The sequence below is a fragment of the Archangium violaceum genome (assembly GCF_016887565.1).
Lineage (GTDB): Bacteria > Myxococcota > Myxococcia > Myxococcales > Myxococcaceae > Archangium > Archangium violaceum_B.
This window is the reverse complement of sequence record NZ_CP069396.1, coordinates 8,560,504-8,576,841: the sequence shown is the minus strand read 5'-3', so window position 1 is coordinate 8,576,841 and position 16,338 is coordinate 8,560,504. Positions and strand designations below refer to the sequence as shown.

Genomic DNA, 16,338 nt, shown 5'->3' with positions numbered 1-16,338 from the left:
GGAGGGAGAGGGGTTGTTAGGAAGAGGGGTTGTTGTTGGTGGTGGTGGTGTTGACCAGGTCTCTCAGGGTCGCTTGCTTCAGGCGGCGCTTCGCTTCCTTCTCGGACAGTCCCGTGAAGTGCATCGCCAATGCGACCTTCACCTCGCCCCTGGCTTGCTCCAGCAATCGTGCCGCCGCGGCGGGGGTCAGGTCCGTCAGCTCCGCCACCATTCGTGTCGCCCGCGCCCGCAGCTTCTCGTTCGTGGGCCTCACGTCCACCATCCGCCCCCGGTACACCTTCCCCAGCTTCACGAAGGCCGCCGTGGTGAGGGCGTTCAGGATCAGCTTCGTCGCCGTGCCCGCCTTCAGCCGCGTGCTGCCCGCCACCAGCTCCGGCCCCGTCTCGGCCAGCAGCACGTGGTCCACTCGCACCCGCGGGCCCGGCCGGTTGCAGCACACCAGCACCGTGCGCGCTCCCCTCCGCCGCGCCTCTTCCAAGGCGCCCAGCACGAAGGGCGTCCGGGCACTCGCCGAGATGCCGCACACCACGTCCCGAGGCTCCACCTTCAGCCGGATCACCGACGCGGCTCCGGTCTCGGCGTCGTCCTCGGCGCCTTCCACCGCGTGCGTCATCGCCCGGCGTCCGCCGGCCAGCACCGCTTGGACCTGTTGGGGAGATGCGCCGAAGGTGGGTGGGCACTCACTCGCGTCGAGCACCCCGAGGCGCCCGCTGGTGCCAGCTCCCACGTACAGCAGGCGGCCACCCGCCCGCAGTGCCTCCGCGACGGCCCGCGCCACTCGCGCCACTTCACGCAACGCGGGGCGGACCGCACGGACGGCGGCTTCGTCTTCTTGATGCAGACGGCGGACGACCTCGTCCGTTGAGACAAGGTCCAGATCGTCCGCCCGAGGATGCAGTCGCTCGGTGGGAGGAAGCGCGGTTCGTTTCGAGCGCGATCTTCCCACCCTCGACCTCACGGACTTCCTCAGGCCGCCTTCGTCACCTTGCCCGCTTTGATGCAGCGGGTGCAGGCCAACACGCGCTCCGTCCGACCCTCGACGGACGCCCGGATCTTCTGCAGATTCGGGAGGGTCCGCTTCTTGGTCTTGTTGTTCGCGTGGCTGACGTTGTTGCCCACCAGCGGCCGCTTCCCGCAGATGTCACATTTCCAAGCCATGACTACAACTCCTTGAAATCAGGGGCGAATTGACGGCCCGCCCTAATGAGAGCGGCGGAACCTACCCACAAACCACCTGAAAATCCAGTCTGATCCAGCCTCAGCGCTTGAGGACGTCCTTCTTCTTCAGCATCTCCTGGACCAGGCGGGTTGCCCGCGCACCAGCCAGGAACTCTCCCTCGAGCCCCAGCCCCGGGAGCACCTCTCGCCCGGCCAGCAGCAGGTTCTTCGTGGGCGTGTGCTGCTTCAACCCCGTGACCCCCAGCTTCGCTTCCGTGTCGAAGGTGTAGTGGGGGTGGGGCATGAGCCTGCTGCCGCGCACCGCGCCCGCGTCCAGGTAGGGGGCCGAGCGCACCACCCGCTTGTCCTTGGAGAAGGGCATCAGTCCGTCCAGGTGGGCGTCGATGCGCATGGCCAGGGACTGGAGGTAGCCCTCGCCCAGGTCTCGCACGCTCGTGGGGACGAAGACCCCGGCGCACACCACGCGCAGGGACGGGTCCTCCTTGCCGTCGGCCGTTCGGGCGGGGTGCAGCTGGACGAGCAGCGGGCCCAGCTCCGTGTCCTGGGTGTCCACCAGCACCAGCTCCCCCATGCCGCGCGGGAGCGCCGCCTCGGGCAGCACCCAGTTCACCGCGAAGAGGAAGGACTTCGTGGTGGACAGGTCCAGGTGCTCGCTCAGGTTGCGGTGCTTCTTGCGGTCGGTGATGAGCCGCCGCAGCGCCCCCGCGTCCGTGGCGGACACCAGGCACGAGGCCCGGTAGAGCGTGTCCGAGCGCAGCAGCTTCACCCCGGAGAAGCGGCCTCCGTCGAAGTGCAGCTCCTCCACCACGTAGGTGTCCGTGTTCTCGGGGCTGAGCAGATCTCCCCCGAGCTCGGAGAAGCGCTCGAAGAGCATCTTGCGCAGGCCATCGCGCCCGCCCGGGTAGCGCCAGGGCGTCTGCAGCGCCTGCGACAGGGGCCGCGTGCGCGCCAGGGGCGAGGAGGGCTGATCCAGGTGGGTGACGAAGGGCAGCAGGCCGCGCAGCAGCTTCGAGGGGTCGTCCTCTCCGGCCAGCCGCGGCTCCGTCTCCAGCCCCGGGTGCTGCCGCACGCGCTTGTTGAGGTTCCAGGACTCCATGAAGCCGTCCGGGGGCAGCGGCGGGGCTTCCTTCAGGAAGGCGTCCGAGGACTCGTGCTGCGTCGTCGTGGCGGCGATGTCCGCGAGGATGCGCTCGCCCTGGGCGTCGAACTCGCGGACGAGCTCGGCGCGCCGGCGGGCCGCGTCGGCGTGCAGATCCACCCGGTGGCGCGGCATCACCAGTTGCAGCTCGGGCACATGGGGCTGCTGGTGACGCTGGAGCTGGGTGGTGATGCCCAGCTCGGTGAAGGACTCCTCCACCGCGGGCATCGCCTTGAGGGCCGGGGCGATGAAGGGGGCGTAGGGCAGCACGTAGCCGTCGTGCTCGTAGCCCGGACCGGTGCCGTCATGCTCCACCAGGAGCACGCTGTAGCCCCTCTTGGCGAGCAGCCCCGCGGCGAGCGCCCCACCGAGCTGGCTGCCCAGCACGATCACGTCATAGACGTGCCGGGAGGGGGCCGTGGCGGAGGGGAGCGGCTTGGACCTGACGACGGGAGTGGCCATTGCGCCGCGCACACTACACACGTTGCCGTGGGCCCGGCAGCGCTTTCCCGCTAAAGGAGTCCAAAAAGGGCCGGGAGAGGGAACCGATGGCCGAGGGACTTCGGGAGCGCAACAAGCGCGAGAAGCTGGAGCGGGCCAAGAAGGCGGCACGGGAGTTGTTCGCCCGCCACGGCTTCGAGGCCACCACCATCCGGCAGATCGCCGAGCACGCGGGCATCGGCCTGGGCACGCTCTACTCCTACGTCCAGACGAAGCATGAGTTGTTGGACCTCGTCTTCCTCGACGACTGGGGGCGCGTGGAGGACGAGTCCTATGCCTCCCTCCCGGAGGACGCGGAGCTGGTGGAGGCGCTCCTGCACGTCTTCGGCAGGATGATGGACCACTACGCGCGCGACCCGGAGATGTCCCGCCTCTATGTCCGCGAGACCCTCTTCCCCGGCGCGGGGGACATGGGGCCCCGGTTGGAGCGGGGTGTGCGCGTCCTCCAGCGGGTGGGCGGGCTCGTCGAGCGCGCTCAGCAACGGGGCGAGGTGGACCTGCGGATCGAGCCTCTCTCCGCCGCCACCAACCTGTTCGGGCTGTACCTCGTCCACCTCTCCGCCTGGCTGAGCGGCCTTCGAGGGCAGGAGGACACCCGGGCCGCCCTGCGCACCAGCCTGGAGCTGCAGCTGCGCGGTCTCCGGCCCGCCCCTTCCCTCGGACGCAAAAGCCGGACTTGAGGCCGCCATCAGCCCCGCTCCAGGGGGACTTTGGATTTCCGAACGCGTTCGAGTTAGAACATGTTCGGAAATGCCGGGGGTCGTCACATGCGCGGAGCGAAGCGGAAGGCCTTGGTCATTGGCGGTGGCATTGGTGGGTTGACGGCGGCGCTCGCCTTGCGGCGGAGCGGTTGGGAGGTGGAGGTGTTCGAGCAGGCGCCGCGACTGCGCGAGGTGGGCTCGGGGTTGATGGTTTCCCCCAACGCCATGCGCGTGCTGTTCGGGCTGGGGCTGCGGCACGTGGTGGAGCGGGGGGCGGAGATGACGCACTTCGAGATGTGCTCGTGGCGAGGGACTCCGCTCGTGCGGGGCCGCTCGGAGGAGCTTGGGTTCTGCGCGGATGCTCCGCCCACGTTGTTCCACCGCGCGGCCCTGCACGGGGCGCTGCACGAGGCACTTGGAAGCGAAGGGGTGCACCTGGGGGCACGGCTGGCGCGCTTCGAGGACGATGGGCGCACCGTGAGGGCCTGGTTCGAGGATGGACGCGAGGCGCGCGGGGAGGTGCTGGTGGGGGCGGACGGCCTGCGCTCGGTGGTGCGTGCGCGGCTCCACCCGGGCGAGCCCCTGCGCTACGCCGGCTATCCGTGCTGGCGCGGCCTGGTGCGCGCCTTCTCGCACCCGGCACTCCCTCGGGGCATCCTTCGCGAGACCCAGGGGGCGGGGGTTCGCTTCGCCGCGGGCTACGTTCGAGAGGATCTCGTCTACTGGTGGGCCACGGCCAACTGGCCCCGGGAGCAGCCCGTTCCCAGGGGCGACAAGGCCTTCCTGCTGGAGACCTTCCGGACGGCGCATGCGCCCATCCCCGAGCTCATCGCGGCCACGAACGAGGCGGATGTGCTCCGCAATGACCTCCATGACCGGCGCTCGCTCGAGCGGTGGGGGGAGGGGAGGGTGACATTGTTGGGGGATGCCGCCCATCCGATGATGCCCAACCTGGGTCAGGGGGCGTGCTCGGCCATCGAGGACGCCGCCGTACTCGCCGCCGTCCTGGAGGAGACGGAGGACATCGCGGGCGGGCTGCGGCGCTACGAGGCCCGGCGCCAGTCGCGGACCTCCTGGTTGCAGCGGGGCTCGTGGATGTTCGGTGTCGTCGGGCAGTGGAAGAACCCGCTCGCGGTCTGGCTGCGCGAGCAGTCCATCCGGCTGACTCCGATGCGCGTCATGATGAAGCAGTACGAGCAGCTCTGGGGCTGGCGGCTGGAGGCTGGCCAGTAGCGCGCTCTACGGTGGGGAGTCCTCGGAGGCGTCCTCCGGGCGCCAGTCCGGGGGTTCCTCCGGTCCGGGCCGGCCCTGGAGCAGCTCGTGGGGGCGGAACGTCCCCTTGTAGCGCAGGGACGTGCACTCCTGGACGCGATAGCCCAGGTACACGTGCGGGATGCCCCGCGCCCGCGCGAGCTCCACCTGGAACACCACGTTGGCCGAGCCCGGCGAGTACCTCGCATAGGCGGGATCGTAGAAGAAGTACACCGCGCTCCAGGCGTGGGGCATCTCGTCGCAGATGCCCAGGCCCACCAGCCGCGGCCCGCCCTCGGCGGTGTCGTCGTAGTAGGCCACCTCGCGCGCGGCCGGGTGGGGGAAGGCGAACTGGAGGAAGTAGTCGCGCGGGCCCAGCGGCGAGGCATCCCACTCGCGCGTCTGCTCGCGCTCGGCGTGCCAGGCGCGGTAGAGCGCCAGCCGCTCCTCGTTCACCCGCGGCGGGCCCACCTCCACCCGGAAGTGGGCGCACGCGGCTCGCGCCCGGCGCTGGCTGCGGTTGGGTTTGAAGGTGTCCGTCGGCACGCGCAGCGAGACGCACTGGTTGCAGGTCTGGCACGCCGGCCGGAAGTACATCGGTCCGAACCGGCGCCACCCGCGCACGAGCATCCGCTCGTACTCCTCGGCGCTCACGTCCTGCATCACCAGCTGCTCCAGCGACGAGAGCTCGTCTGGCAGGTAGCTGCACGGGCCGGGGGGCTCAATGTTGTGTCCCAGGATGATGGCCATGGCGTCGCTTCGTTCCTGGGCGATGCCAGGCCCGCCGTCAAGCGGCTGTGACAGGTGGGTTCAGTGGTTGGGGAGGGGGCGGGCAGGCACGGGGGGGAAGACCCTCACCCCAGCCCTCTCCCAGGGGGAGAGGGGGCATACACGGTGAGGAACCAGGTTGGACCCTCTCCCCTGGGAGAGGGGATTTTCACAGATCCTCGTCACTCACCACGGTGAGCCCGGACCGGGCGAGCAGGGCGGCCGTGACTCCCTGGCCTCGCACCACCACCCCGTCCACGTGTGTGCCCTGGGTGCCACACGAGGGGCTGCGCTCCTTCAGCAGCGCCACCTCCGCCCCGAAGCGCCGTGCCGCCGCCAGCGCCAGCTCCGCGCCCCGGCGGAAGGCCTCCGTCCGGTCCCTGCCCGATTCCACCTCCGCCGCCCGCGCCCGTCCCTCCAGCACCTCGGCGCCCGCTCCGCCCTTCAGCTCCACCGCGGGCCGCGGAATGCCCAGTCCTGCTCCAGTCTCCGGGCACACGGGCACCACCTCCTTGCCCTCCAGCGCCCGCATCACCTTGTCCGAGCCCTTCGACTTCCCGTCGTACCGGCACGCCTCGCCCAGCAGGCACGCGCTCACCAGCACCACCCGGGCCTCGCGCAGTGCCGCCACGCGCTCCTCCCGCGACAGCTCCTTCATCCCGGCTCCCCCGGGTTGCGCAGGCTCTGCTCGCCCACCGCCGGCCCCGCCGTCGTCACCACGCGCCCTCCCTCCAGCCGCACCGCCCCCGTGGCCACCAGCTTCACCACCAGCGCGAACAGCCGGTGCTCCTCCTTCAGGATGCGCGCCGTCAGCGCCGCCTCGTCATCCCCCGGCATCACCGGCACCGCCGCCTGCGCGATGATGGGGCCCGTGTCCATGCCCGGATCCACGAAGTGCACCGTGCACCCGGCCACCTTCACCCCGCGCTCCAGCGCCTGCCGCTGCGCATGCAACCCCGGGAACGCCGGCAGCAGCGACGGGTGGATGTTTAGCACCCGCCCTGGGAAGTGCCCCAGGAAGTCCACTCCCAACAGCCGCATGAAGCCCGCCAGGCACACCCACTCCACGCCCGCCGAGACCAGCGTCTCCACCAGCGCCTTCTCGAAGTCCGGCCGCGAGCCGAAGGCCTTGTGGTCCACCACCACCGTCGGCACCCCCGCCTTGCGCGCCCGCTCCAGCGCGAAGGCCGTGGGCACGTTGGACACCACCACCGCCACCTCGGCCGGGAAGTCCGGCCGGGCGCACGCGTCCAACAGGGCCTGCAGGTTGCTGCCACTGCCCGACACCAGCACGCCCAGCTTCGTCCGGCCGCTCATGGCTCGATGACCGCCGTCGCCTCTCCCTGGCCCGCTTCCACCCGGCCCACCTCCGCCGCCTCCACCCCGCGCGCCTTCAACGTCGCCAGCGCCGCCGGCACGTCCGCCTTCGCCACCACCGCGATGAGCCCCAGGCCCATGTTGAAGGTGTCGTACATCTCCTTGCGCTCGACGTTCCCCAGCTTCTGGATGAGCTCGAAGATGGCCGGACGCTTCCACGTCTTCTCGTCCAGCACCGCCCGCGTCCCGTCCGGCAGGCACCGCGGCAGGTTGCCCGGAATCCCGCTGCCGGTGATGTGCGCGAAACCCTTCACCTTCACCGCCTTCATCAGCGCCAGCGCGTCCTTCACGTAGATGCGCGTGGGCTCCAGCAGCGCGTCGGCCAGCGGGCGGTCCCACCCCTCGGGCACCGCGTCCAGCTTCAGCTTCGCGTCCTCCAGCAGCACCTTGCGCGCCAGCGAGTAGCCGTTGGAGTGCAGGCCGGACGAGCTCAGTCCGATGAGCGCGTCCCCGGGAGCCACGCTCTTGCCGTCGATGATCTCCGAGCGCTCCACCACCCCCACGCAGAAGCCGGCCAGATCGTACTCGCCCCGCGCGTAGAAGCCCGGCATCTCCGCCGTCTCCCCGCCCAGCAGCGTGCACCCCGCCTGCTCACAGCCCTGGGCGATGCCCTTCACCACCTCGGCCGCGGCGTCCACCTCCAGCCGCCCCGTGGCGAAGTAGTCCAGGAAGAAGAGCGGCTCCGCCCCGCACGTGAGGATGTCGTTCACCGACATGGCCACCAGGTCGATGCCCACCGTCCCGTGCCGGCCCGCCTGGAAGGCCACCTTCAGCTTGGTGCCCACCCCGTCCGTGCCCGCCACCAGCACCGGCTCCCGGTACTTGCCCGGCGGCAGGGCGAACAGCCCTCCGAATCCTCCCACCCCGGCCACCACCTCTGGCCTCACCGTCCGCGCCGCATAGGGCTTGATGCGCTCCACGAACGCATCGCCCGCCTCGATGTCCACTCCCGACTGCTTGTAGGTCGTTCCCACGGCCGCGCCTTCTAGCGGCTTCTCCCGCTGCTTGTCTCGGTCGCAAGCACCCCGGGTGTCACATTCGCGTCGCCCTGGACGTCTCCCGCCTCGCGGGTAGGCACGTGGACGACACTCGGGGTGCGGAAGACGCCGGAGCGCGGTCGGAATTTGACCCTGTCGATGGGGGCGGCTTAACTCGCCCTACGATGGGCGCCGAGGAAACCCTCTTTCAACGTTTCGGCAAGGAGTTCTCGAAGGGCACGGTCCTCTTCCGCGAGGGGGAGCCGGGCAAGGAGATGTTCGTCATACAATCGGGGCGGATCGCCATCTCCAAGCGCGTGCGAGACGTGGAGAAGGTGCTGGCGGTGCTCGGACCCGGGGAGTTCTTCGGGGAGATGTCCATCATCTCCAACAGGCCGCGCAACGCCACGGCCTCCGTCAGCGAGGACGCCAAGCTCCTGGTCATCGACCCCAAGACGTTCGAGGGGATGATCCGCGGCAACGCGGAGATCGCCGTGCGGATGATCAAGAAGCTGGCCGAGCGCCTGTCCGAGGCGGACGCGCAGATCGAGAACCTGCTGCACTCGGATCCCGCGGGCCGGGTGGTGCACCTCGTCCTCCAGGCGTGTCAGACGCGCGGCCGGACCACGGAGGGAGGGGTGGAGATCGAGCTGCCCGTGCGCGATCTTCCCCGGCAGAGCGGCGTGGGCGAGCCGGCCATCCGCAACATCCTGGACCGGCTGGAGCGGGCCGGTCTGGTGGCGCGCGCCGGTGACAGACTCACCGTCCATGATACGGCCCGCCTCCATGACTTCCTCCAATACCTGGAGATGAAGTGGAAGTTCGGAGATCTCTAGCGTGAAGCTCCAGGTCCTCGGCTGCCATGGCGGTGAGTTGCCCTCGTGTCGTACCACGTGCTTCCTCGTGGACGACGTGCTCGCGCTCGACGCGGGCGCGCTCACGAGCTCCCTCACGCTCGAGCAGCTGTGCAAGGTGGACGACATCCTCGTCGGGCACAGCCACTTCGACCATGTGAAGGATCTGCCGCTGATGGCGGATCTGATCATCGGCCGGCGCGACAAGCCGCTCACCATCCACGCCTCGCGCGAGTGCGCCCGGGCCCTGCGCGAGAACATGTTCAACAACGCGCTCTGGCCGGACTTCACCCGCATCCCCACGCGCAAGGAGCCGGTGCTGCGCATCAAGCCCTTCCGGGCCGGCAGCACCTTCCAGGTGGGGCCCTACACGGTGCAGTCCATCCCCGTGCACCACCCGGTGGAGTCCTGCGGCTTCATCATCACGCGCGGCCGCACCTCGCTGGGCATGAGTGGTGACACCGGCCCCACCGACAAGCTGTGGAAGGTGCTCAACCAGACGCCCACCCTCAAGGCGTTCCTGGTGGAGACGAGCTTCCCCAACGCGCTGCAGCATCTGGCCGACGTGTCCGGCCACCTCACCCCGCGCACGCTGGGGAGCGAGCTGACCAAGTTCAACCGCAACGGCTGCGCCGTGCTCATCTACCACCTCAAGCCGGCCTTCATTCAGCCCCTGAAGAAGGAGCTGGCGGAGATGCCGGTGGAGGTGCTGGAGCTGGGCGACACCTTCGAGTTCTAGCCCGGCCGTTGCCCGGACGGACGACCTGGACGGTCGTGCCCGGGGGCGGGGACTCGGATGGGAGTTGACGGCCCCCGGCAAGTGGGATTAACCCGGCCGCTCCATGGCCTGGTTCTCCAAGAAGCCCCGTATCGCCACCGCCCCCGAGCCCATCGAAGCCCCCAGCCGCATGCAGGGACTCTGGGCCAAGTGCGAGAACTGCGACGAGATCATCTACCGGCAGGAGTTGGAGAAGAACCTCAACGTCTGCCCGCACTGCGATCACCACCTGCCCTGGCCGGCGCGAGCCCGCCTGACGTCCCTGTTGGATCCGGACAGCTTCGAGGAGTTCGACAAGGAGCTGGAGCCGCAGGACCCGCTCACCTTCACGGACACGAAGAAGTACAAGGACCGGCTCCGTTCCACGCGCAAGTCGCTCGGCGAGAACGACGCCTTCATCTCCGGCGTGGGCCGCATCGAGGGCAAGCCGGTGTCCATCGGCTGCTTCGTCTTCGAGTTCATGGGCGGCTCCATGGGCTCGGTGGTGGGTGAGAAGGTCACCCGCGTGTTCGAGCGCGCCTACGAGCTCAAGTGCCCGGCCATCGTCTTCTCGGCCTCGGGCGGCGCGCGCATGCAGGAGGGCATCTTCTCCCTCATGCAGATGGCCAAGACGAGCGCGGCCATCGCCCGCTTCCGCAACGTGGGCAAGCCGTACGTCTCGGTGCTGCTGCACCCGACCACCGGCGGCGTGGCGGCCTCGTTCGCTTGGCTGGGGGACTTCATCCTCGCCGAGCCCAAGGCCCTCATTGGCTTCGCCGGCCCGCGCGTCATCGAGCAGACCATCCGCCAGAAGCTCCCCGAGGGCTTCCAGCGCTCGGAGTTCCTCGTCGAGCACGGGATGATCGACGCCATCGTGCCGCGCAAGGAGCTGCGCGCGGCGCTGGGACAGGTGCTCGGCCTGCTCGGGTAGCCTCGCTCCATGACGCTGCCCCGGACGCCGGCGGAGGCCCTGGAGTTCTTCTCCCGGCTGAGCCCCTCCAGCATCAAGCTCGGCCTCGAGCGCGTCCAGGAGACGCTGGAGGCGCTTGGCTGTCCCGAGCGCCGCTATCCCGCGCTCCACGTGGCGGGCACCAACGGCAAGGGCAGCACCTGCGCCTTCTCGTCCGCGGCCCTCCACGCCGCGGGCCACCGGGTGGGGCTCTACACCTCGCCCCACCTGGTGCGCGTCAACGAGCGCATCCGCGTGGACGGGGTGGAGATCTCGGACGAGGTGTTCGGCCGCCGCGTCCTGGAGGTGCTCGAGCGGCACCCGGCCGCGGCCACCTCGCTCACGTACTTCGAGTTCGGCACCGTGGTGGCCTTCTGGCACTTCGCCCAGGAGGCCGTGGACGTGGCCGTGGTGGAGGTGGGCCTGGGCGGGCGATTGGATGCCACCAGCGCGTGCCAGCCGCTCGTCACCGCCATCACCCCGGTGTCGTTCGACCACATGGAGTACCTGGGCAACACGCTGGGAGCCATCGCCGGGGAGAAGGCCGGCATCCTCAAGCCGGGCGTGCCCGTGGTGGTGAGCCGCCAGGAGCCCGAGGCCCTCGCCGCCATCGAGCGCAGGGCAGGGGAGGTGGGGGCCGCGTTGCTCCTCGAGGGCCGCGACTTCTCCCTGGTCGCCCGTCCGGACGGCGCCCTGGCCTACGAGGGGCCGGGCCTCTCACTGGAGGGTCTCACGTTGGGGCTTCGCGGGGAGCACCAGCGACAGAACGCGGCGGTGGCGCTCGCCGCCCTGGGGTTGCTCTCCACGCGGGGAGTGCCCGTCTCTCCGGAGGCCCTGCGGATGGGGCTCGCCGGGGCTCGCTGGCCCGGGCGCCTGGAAGAGATCGGCGGCCAACCCCCCGTCCTGCTGGATGGCGCTCACAACCCCGCTGGCGTCGAGGTGCTGCTCGCTGGCCTGCGCTCGCTCTACGCCGGGCGTCGCGTCCACTGCGTTTTCGGCGTGGTGGCCGACAAGGACCGCGGACCGATGCTGCGCGCGCTCCTGCCAAGCTGTACCTCGGTACACCTCACACCGCTCGACACCCCTCGCTCGCTGCCTCCGGAGCGCTACCTCGACGAGGCGCGGGCCTTCTGTGCGGATGTGTACGCGTATCCGTCATTAGACGGTGCAATGGCTGGAGCTCGCGGGCGAGCGGCTCCGGGTGACGTCATCCTGTGCACCGGTTCACTGTTCCTGGTGGGTTCCGTACGTGCCAGGCTCGGTGGAAACCTTGGCGCATTGCATCACAGTCCGTAGATTCAAGGCATGCGTTTGCCGGACTGGAGAGCGGCGACCCCGACGGGTCCTCATACACCGACGGTCGATGAGCTCGACTTCCGCTCGCTCTACCAGAAGACGAAGTACGTGGTGGAGACGGCCGATGGTTGGTCGCTGGTCATCACGCGTTATAGGCCGGTGAAGCAGCCCTTCGCGCAGCCCCTGTTCGGCGAGCCCCTGCTGCTGGTGCATGGCTTCTCCCAGAACCGGCATGCCTGGACCAGCGGCCAGTTCGTCAAGAACCTGCTCTTCTTCGGGGTGGACATCCACATCCTGGAGCTGCGCGGACACGGCAAGAGCTCCATCGAGTTCCAGAAGGAGCGCTGCGCGCGCTTCCGCCGACCCCTGCCGCCGGACCTGGACTACGGCTGGGACATCGACAGCTACTTCCTCTACGACCTGCCGGCCGCGGTGTCGGGGGTGAAGCGCATCACCCGGCGCGAGCGCATCTTCTACTGTGGCCACTCCATGGGCGGGATGCTCGGCTACGGCTACGCCGGCATCCACGACGACTTCGAGGGCCTCATCACCATCGGCTCTCCGGCGGATCTGGGCCGGGGCATCATGCTGCTGCGGATGCTGGCGCTGTGGACTCCGGCGCTGGGGTCGGCCATCGACCTGGCGATCGCGGGCCTCAACCTGGAGGAGAAGGTGGGGCACACGGGGCGGATGCTGCTCGCCAAGGGCGCCGCCGTTCTCAACGAGGGACTGGCCCGGTGGTTGGAGCCCAAGGAAGGGCCTCGGCAACGGCAGTTCCACTACATCCCGGTGGATGACTGGCTGAAGTTCGCCGAGAAGCAGCTCGCCCGCGCCGAGGACCACCCGCTCTTCAACCGGCTCGCCACCCGCATCAACCGGCTGAGCAACCCCGCCCGCGTCAGTGCCCAGGACGTGCGCTGGCTGCTGCGCGAGGGAGGGGAGCGCGAGCCGCGCAAGGTGGTGGAGCAGTTCGCCCGGTGGATCCGCCGCGGGGAGATGGTCTGCTACCGCACCGGGTTCGACTTCAAGCGGGGCTTCTCGAAGATTCACATCCCCATGGCCATCATCTTCGGGGACATGGATCCGCTGGCGTCCGTGGAGTCCACCCGGAGCGTGTACCACTCGGCCCAGAGCGAGTACCTGCTGTGGCGGCCGGTGAAGGGCAACAGCCACATCGAGCTGACGATGGGGCACGACATCCGGCAGATCTGCTACGACATCAAGAACCTCATCGAATACGCGCGCACCCACCGCAATCGCGTGCCCGCGTTGCCCCGGTTGAGGTGAGTGACCGCGGAGTGGGGAGGGGCTGCTTCAGGCCCGTTCAGTCCTTCTTCAAATGAAGGTCCATGTCCACTGCTCCCGTTCGGGCTTTTCGGACAGCCTTCATCCAGTCATCCCATGCGGCTGGATCCGCGGTCGTCCCATCACCCAACAGAGACATGCCACCCAGCAGCCCGCCCAATTCGTCGGAGCCGGTCACCTCATAGAGCCTCTCGAGGTAGGCGTACATGGCTGCGTAGGCCTCCCTGAGCGTGAGCGTGTCTTCCATGTCAACCTCCAGGTTTCGTTGGGGAGGAGAGTCCTGTGTTGGGGTCGAAGTTTCGTGGACTCTGATTCAGTCCGCCGTTGATGATTTCGCCATGGCGTACCTGTACCCAGGTCTGCGTTCCATCGGGGTTGATTCGCGCCGACCATACGTTGCCAAACCTGTCGGTACCTAGCCGCGCTGACTTGTCGGCAGCCAGGTCTTGAAGCAATTTACGATTCTCGGGAGTGTCGGGGAGATGCCCAGGTTCGTTTCTGAAGATGTGCCTGGCTCGGTTCTCCTCGATGGGAAGCATCCCTTGGGGCGAGTTGCCGCCCCGGGCCGCCATGGCGACCGCGTTCGGTGCCAGGGTGATGGTGAAGACACCCTCGGCGGATATGGCCACGGACCGCACCTCTTCCAGCGCCGCCAGCCGGAAGCCGCCTTGCGTCTCCGCCAGCACCGCCGCTCGCGAGTAGCCAGGTAGCCCCGGCCCCTTCGTCGCCAGTCCCGCCGTGTTGCCAATGGCCGCTGTCGCCAGCAGTACGAAGGCCCGTGCCGCGTGCCTTCCCATCACCTTCCCGTACCGCTCGCCCGCCTCCCGCAACTCCTCGAAGGTCGTGGCCCGGTCCACCTCCTCCACCAGCCTCATCCAGCCACCAATGAGACCCCACACCGTGTCGAGGCCGAGGTACGCGATGAGCCCCGCTGTCAGGAGCGCGGCCACGCTCTTCGACGCGGGCTCCGGTAGAATCCAGAGCATCATGTACATGGCGAGCGCGGAAGTGATCGCCGCTCGCACCGATTCCGGGTCCGCCATGTCCGCGAAGGACTGCTTCGCCTCGCTCCACACCGCGTCCGTGGCGATGGCCATCGCCAGCGTGTACCGCCCATCCGCGTCGAGCGTGGCAGTGTCCTTCAGCAGCGAGAGGCAGTCTCGCCGCGGATGCCTGTGTTCGCACCAGCGTCCATAGCCGCGCGTCAGTTCGTCCTGCTCCCGCGTCAGCCGAAGCCTTGGCTCTTCCGGGGAATCGGGCACCAGCCGCCGTCCCGTCCACTCCAGGTACACCACCTGTTGCCAGGACTCGAACATCAACTCCCGCGCGTGCCGCAGGGGTCGAGGCGAAGGCCTCACGTCCCGGGCCACCTTGGCCAGTGCCTCCTTGAACTCGTCCTCGCGCAGCCTCACGAACATCCCGCCGCCGTGGGGGATGTGGAGGAGGGGCGGGTCCTGTCCCGTGTCCAGGCGCACGGCACGGCGGGTTGAGCAGCCGGTGAGGAGAAGAAGCAGCAGCACGGCCGTCCAGCTCAGCCTCATGAGGATTCCTCTCGAGTCGAAATGAGGCTGCCTGACCCCTCACTTGTAGTCATCTACAAGTTTAGCATATCTAATATGTAAGATTTCAATGTCTTCACTTGTAGATGACTACAAGTGACCTGCTTCGTGTTCATCCAGGGGTGGTGTGCGCCGGGTCATATGTCGCGTGCTGAGCGGTGGCGGGGGGAGGCCATTTCAGCGCCTCAACAGCCGTGCGCAGCGGAAACGCTGGAAAGTTGGAGCCCGAGCACACCGTGCTAGCTTCGAGACGCAATGCGTCCGTCCAGAGGGAAGTCGCCGATGAAGGCCAGTGTGTTTGCGTTGCTTGCCTGCGTGCTGGTTCCGGTCCTGGTGCTGGCGCAAGAGGGGCAGGCCCAGGCCCAGGGCAATCTCAACACCATCACGAGCGTGAGCGTGAGGGGCGGGACGGTGGAGATCGTTGGGACGAAGAAACCCAACTTCACCACCTTCACCATGACGGACCCGCCGCGCCTCGTCATCGACATCTCCGAGGCCGTCTTCTCCGGCGTCAAGGAGGACCTCCCCGTTGGCAATGGCACCATCACCGGCGTTCGCACGGCCAGCTACGGCTCGGATGAATCGGCCATCGCCCGCGTGCTCATCGGCTACGAGCGGGAGGTGGAGACGGACATCCAGGCCACCGGCAACTCGCTGGTGGTGAACGTGGTGGGCGGTGGTGGGGCGGCCGTGGCCGCCAGGCCCGCCGCTCCGGCGGGGACGGGCACGGGAACGGCGACGACGCCCGGCGGCACCGCGGAGCAGGCGGCCGTGGCGGCGCAGGCGGACCAGAAGCAGCAGGAGCGCGCGGCGGCGGAGGCCACGGCGGCAGCCCAGGCGGACCAGAAGCAGCAGGAGCGCGCGGCGGCCCAGGCCGCGGCCGAAGCTCAGGCCGCCGCCGAGGCCCAGCGTCAGGCCCAGGCTCGCGCGGAGGCCGACCGCAAGGCTCAGGAGGAGTCCGCGCGGCTCGCCGCCCAGCAGGCCGAGCAGCAGCGCCTCCAGCAGGATCGCGCGGCGAAGGAGGCCGCCGCCGCCGCCGAGAAGCAGCGCCGCGAGGACGAGGCCCGTGCCGCCGCCGAGGAGAAGAAGCGCCAGCAGGCCGAGGCCCAGGTCGCCGCCGCCGCGTCGGCCGAGGAGAAGAAGCGCCTCGCCGCCGAGGAGAAGGCCCGCCGGGAGGCGGCCGCCCAGGCCGCGGCCGAGGAGAAGAAGCGCCTCGCCGCCGAGTCGCGTGCACGCCAGCAGGACGAGGCCCGCGCCGCCTCCGAGGAGCGCAAGCGTCAGCAGGAGGAGGCCCGCCAGTCCCGCCTCGCCCAGGCCGAGACGCCGCGCCGGGCTCCGGAGCAGGGGGATGGGGCCGGTGTGTCCTCGCGCCGCAAGACGATGATGCTGGTGGGCTTCAAGCAGGAGCCCACGGCCTCGCGCGTCTTCGTGCGCACCAACGAGCCCGTCCGCTACACCGTCACCGAGGGCAACAAGCAGGTGGTGCTGGAGCTGGAGAACACCGGCATCTCCGAGTCCAACAACACCCGGTCGCTGGATACCTCCTTCTTCGACACGGCGGTGGCCTCGGTGGACGCGGACGCGGGGCCCTCGCGCACGGTGCGCGTGGCCATCAAGCTCAAGGAGCAGGTGTCGTACCAGACGCGCCAGGACGGCAACGAGGTCTCCATCGAGTTCCAGCGCCCGGCCCGCCGCTGAGCTGATATAGGGAGCGCGACGCCCCACC

At 69.2% G+C, this 16,338-nt stretch carries 17 protein-coding genes; 8 read left to right on the top strand and 9 right to left on the bottom strand.

Annotated features, from left to right (window positions below):
* Positions 1-16: 16 nt before the first annotated feature.
* The 3 genes from murQ to JRI60_RS34090 all read right to left on the bottom strand — a co-directional run bounded on the left by murQ (position 17) and on the right by JRI60_RS34090 (position 2,779).
* A complete protein-coding gene (gene murQ / locus JRI60_RS34100) occupies positions 17-946 on the bottom strand; it encodes an N-acetylmuramic acid 6-phosphate etherase (protein ID WP_204220101.1) in 930 nt (309 codons plus the stop codon).
* 20 nt (positions 947-966) lie between these two features.
* Positions 967-1,158, bottom strand: a complete 192-nt coding sequence (gene rpmB, locus JRI60_RS34095) for a 50S ribosomal protein L28 (RefSeq protein ID WP_043403428.1) — start codon at positions 1,156-1,158, stop codon at positions 967-969.
* A gap of 100 nt (positions 1,159-1,258) precedes the next feature.
* Positions 1,259-2,779 (bottom strand): NAD(P)-binding protein, encoded by a 1,521-nt coding sequence (locus JRI60_RS34090; protein ID WP_204220100.1) that lies wholly within the window; start codon positions 2,777-2,779, stop codon positions 1,259-1,261.
* Between the two features lie 86 nt (positions 2,780-2,865).
* Here JRI60_RS34090 and JRI60_RS34085 point away from each other — a divergent pair, with 86 nt between their 5' ends.
* Together JRI60_RS34085 and JRI60_RS34080 are read left to right on the top strand one after the other, a co-directional pair.
* The gene (locus JRI60_RS34085) at positions 2,866-3,498 is read left to right on the top strand and encodes a TetR/AcrR family transcriptional regulator (protein ID WP_204220099.1); all 633 of its coding nucleotides are present in this window, start codon (positions 2,866-2,868) and stop codon (positions 3,496-3,498) included.
* A gap of 87 nt (positions 3,499-3,585) precedes the next feature.
* Positions 3,586-4,752 (top strand): FAD-dependent monooxygenase, encoded by a 1,167-nt coding sequence (locus JRI60_RS34080; RefSeq protein ID WP_204220098.1) that lies wholly within the window; start codon positions 3,586-3,588, stop codon positions 4,750-4,752.
* A 6-nt stretch (positions 4,753-4,758) separates the two neighbouring features.
* Here the strand turns inward: JRI60_RS34080 and JRI60_RS34075 are convergent, their stop codons facing one another.
* The 4 genes from JRI60_RS34075 to purM all read right to left on the bottom strand — a co-directional run bounded on the left by JRI60_RS34075 (position 4,759) and on the right by purM (position 7,889).
* Positions 4,759-5,520, bottom strand: coding sequence for an arginyltransferase (locus tag JRI60_RS34075; RefSeq protein ID WP_204220097.1), 762 nt, complete (start codon positions 5,518-5,520; stop codon positions 4,759-4,761).
* A gap of 187 nt (positions 5,521-5,707) precedes the next feature.
* Positions 5,708-6,196, bottom strand: a complete 489-nt coding sequence (locus JRI60_RS34070; RefSeq protein ID WP_204220096.1) for a DUF523 domain-containing protein — start codon at positions 6,194-6,196, stop codon at positions 5,708-5,710.
* Positions 6,193-6,855, bottom strand: coding sequence for a phosphoribosylglycinamide formyltransferase (gene purN, locus JRI60_RS34065; RefSeq protein WP_204220095.1), 663 nt, complete (start codon positions 6,853-6,855; stop codon positions 6,193-6,195). The genes JRI60_RS34070 and purN overlap by 4 nt, the downstream gene beginning before the upstream one ends.
* Complete coding sequence (gene purM / locus JRI60_RS34060) at positions 6,852-7,889, bottom strand: phosphoribosylformylglycinamidine cyclo-ligase (RefSeq protein WP_204220094.1); 1,038 nt, start codon at positions 7,887-7,889, stop codon at positions 6,852-6,854. Before purM ends, purN begins: the two co-directional genes overlap by 4 nt.
* A 188-nt stretch (positions 7,890-8,077) precedes the next feature.
* Here purM and JRI60_RS34055 point away from each other — a divergent pair, with 188 nt between their 5' ends.
* From JRI60_RS34055 to JRI60_RS34035, 5 genes are all read left to right on the top strand, one after another.
* Positions 8,078-8,728 carry a Crp/Fnr family transcriptional regulator gene (locus tag JRI60_RS34055; protein ID WP_204220093.1) on the top strand — a complete coding sequence of 217 codons (651 nt, stop codon included), beginning with the start codon at positions 8,078-8,080 and terminating at the stop codon, positions 8,726-8,728.
* Between the two features lies 1 nt (position 8,729).
* The gene (locus JRI60_RS34050) at positions 8,730-9,485 is read left to right on the top strand and encodes an MBL fold metallo-hydrolase (protein WP_204220092.1); all 756 of its coding nucleotides are present in this window, start codon (positions 8,730-8,732) and stop codon (positions 9,483-9,485) included.
* 103 nt (positions 9,486-9,588) lie between these two features.
* Complete coding sequence (accD, locus tag JRI60_RS34045; RefSeq protein ID WP_204220091.1) at positions 9,589-10,434, top strand: acetyl-CoA carboxylase, carboxyltransferase subunit beta; 846 nt, start codon at positions 9,589-9,591, stop codon at positions 10,432-10,434.
* A gap of 9 nt (positions 10,435-10,443) precedes the next feature.
* A complete protein-coding gene (locus tag JRI60_RS34040; RefSeq protein WP_204220090.1) occupies positions 10,444-11,748 on the top strand; it encodes a bifunctional folylpolyglutamate synthase/dihydrofolate synthase in 1,305 nt (434 codons plus the stop codon).
* A gap of 9 nt (positions 11,749-11,757) precedes the next feature.
* On the top strand, positions 11,758-13,035 hold the full coding sequence (locus JRI60_RS34035; RefSeq protein WP_204220089.1) for an alpha/beta fold hydrolase: 1,278 nt from the start codon (positions 11,758-11,760) through the stop codon (positions 13,033-13,035).
* A gap of 37 nt (positions 13,036-13,072) precedes the next feature.
* Here the strand turns inward: JRI60_RS34035 and JRI60_RS34030 are convergent, their stop codons facing one another.
* Entirely contained in the window at positions 13,073-13,300 is a 228-nt protein-coding gene (locus JRI60_RS34030) for a hypothetical protein (RefSeq protein ID WP_204220088.1), read from the bottom strand.
* 1 nt (position 13,301) lies between these two features.
* The gene (gene sitA5 / locus JRI60_RS34025) at positions 13,302-14,594 is read right to left on the bottom strand and encodes a SitA5 family polymorphic toxin (RefSeq protein ID WP_204220087.1); all 1,293 of its coding nucleotides are present in this window, start codon (positions 14,592-14,594) and stop codon (positions 13,302-13,304) included.
* A 333-nt stretch (positions 14,595-14,927) separates the two neighbouring features.
* Between sitA5 and JRI60_RS34020 the strand changes: the two genes are divergently transcribed.
* A complete protein-coding gene (locus tag JRI60_RS34020; protein ID WP_239469864.1) occupies positions 14,928-16,310 on the top strand; it encodes an AMIN domain-containing protein in 1,383 nt (460 codons plus the stop codon).
* The last annotated feature ends 28 nt before the right edge of the window (positions 16,311-16,338 follow it).

What these genes read in the sequence shown, in the direction of transcription:
- rpmB (WP_043403428.1), bottom strand. Translation starts at nt 1,158, where the DNA reads ATGGCTTGGAAATGTGACATCTGCGGGAAGCGGCCGCTGGTGGGCAAC.
- JRI60_RS34090 (WP_204220100.1), bottom strand. Translation starts at nt 2,779, where the DNA reads ATGGCCACTCCCGTCGTCAGGTCCAAGCCGCTCCCCTCCGCCACGGCC.
- JRI60_RS34085 (WP_204220099.1), top strand. Translation starts at nt 2,866, where the DNA reads ATGGCCGAGGGACTTCGGGAGCGCAACAAGCGCGAGAAGCTGGAGCGG.
- JRI60_RS34080 (WP_204220098.1), top strand. Translation starts at nt 3,586, where the DNA reads ATGCGCGGAGCGAAGCGGAAGGCCTTGGTCATTGGCGGTGGCATTGGT.
- JRI60_RS34075 (WP_204220097.1), bottom strand. Translation starts at nt 5,520, where the DNA reads ATGGCCATCATCCTGGGACACAACATTGAGCCCCCCGGCCCGTGCAGC.
- JRI60_RS34070 (WP_204220096.1), bottom strand. Translation starts at nt 6,196, where the DNA reads ATGAAGGAGCTGTCGCGGGAGGAGCGCGTGGCGGCACTGCGCGAGGCC.
- purN (WP_204220095.1), bottom strand. Translation starts at nt 6,855, where the DNA reads ATGAGCGGCCGGACGAAGCTGGGCGTGCTGGTGTCGGGCAGTGGCAGC.
- JRI60_RS34055 (WP_204220093.1), top strand. Translation starts at nt 8,078, where the DNA reads ATGGGCGCCGAGGAAACCCTCTTTCAACGTTTCGGCAAGGAGTTCTCG.
- accD (WP_204220091.1), top strand. Translation starts at nt 9,589, where the DNA reads ATGGCCTGGTTCTCCAAGAAGCCCCGTATCGCCACCGCCCCCGAGCCC.
- JRI60_RS34040 (WP_204220090.1), top strand. Translation starts at nt 10,444, where the DNA reads ATGACGCTGCCCCGGACGCCGGCGGAGGCCCTGGAGTTCTTCTCCCGG.
- JRI60_RS34035 (WP_204220089.1), top strand. Translation starts at nt 11,758, where the DNA reads ATGCGTTTGCCGGACTGGAGAGCGGCGACCCCGACGGGTCCTCATACA.
- JRI60_RS34030 (WP_204220088.1), bottom strand. Translation starts at nt 13,300, where the DNA reads ATGGAAGACACGCTCACGCTCAGGGAGGCCTACGCAGCCATGTACGCC.
- sitA5 (WP_204220087.1), bottom strand. Translation starts at nt 14,594, where the DNA reads ATGAGGCTGAGCTGGACGGCCGTGCTGCTGCTTCTTCTCCTCACCGGC.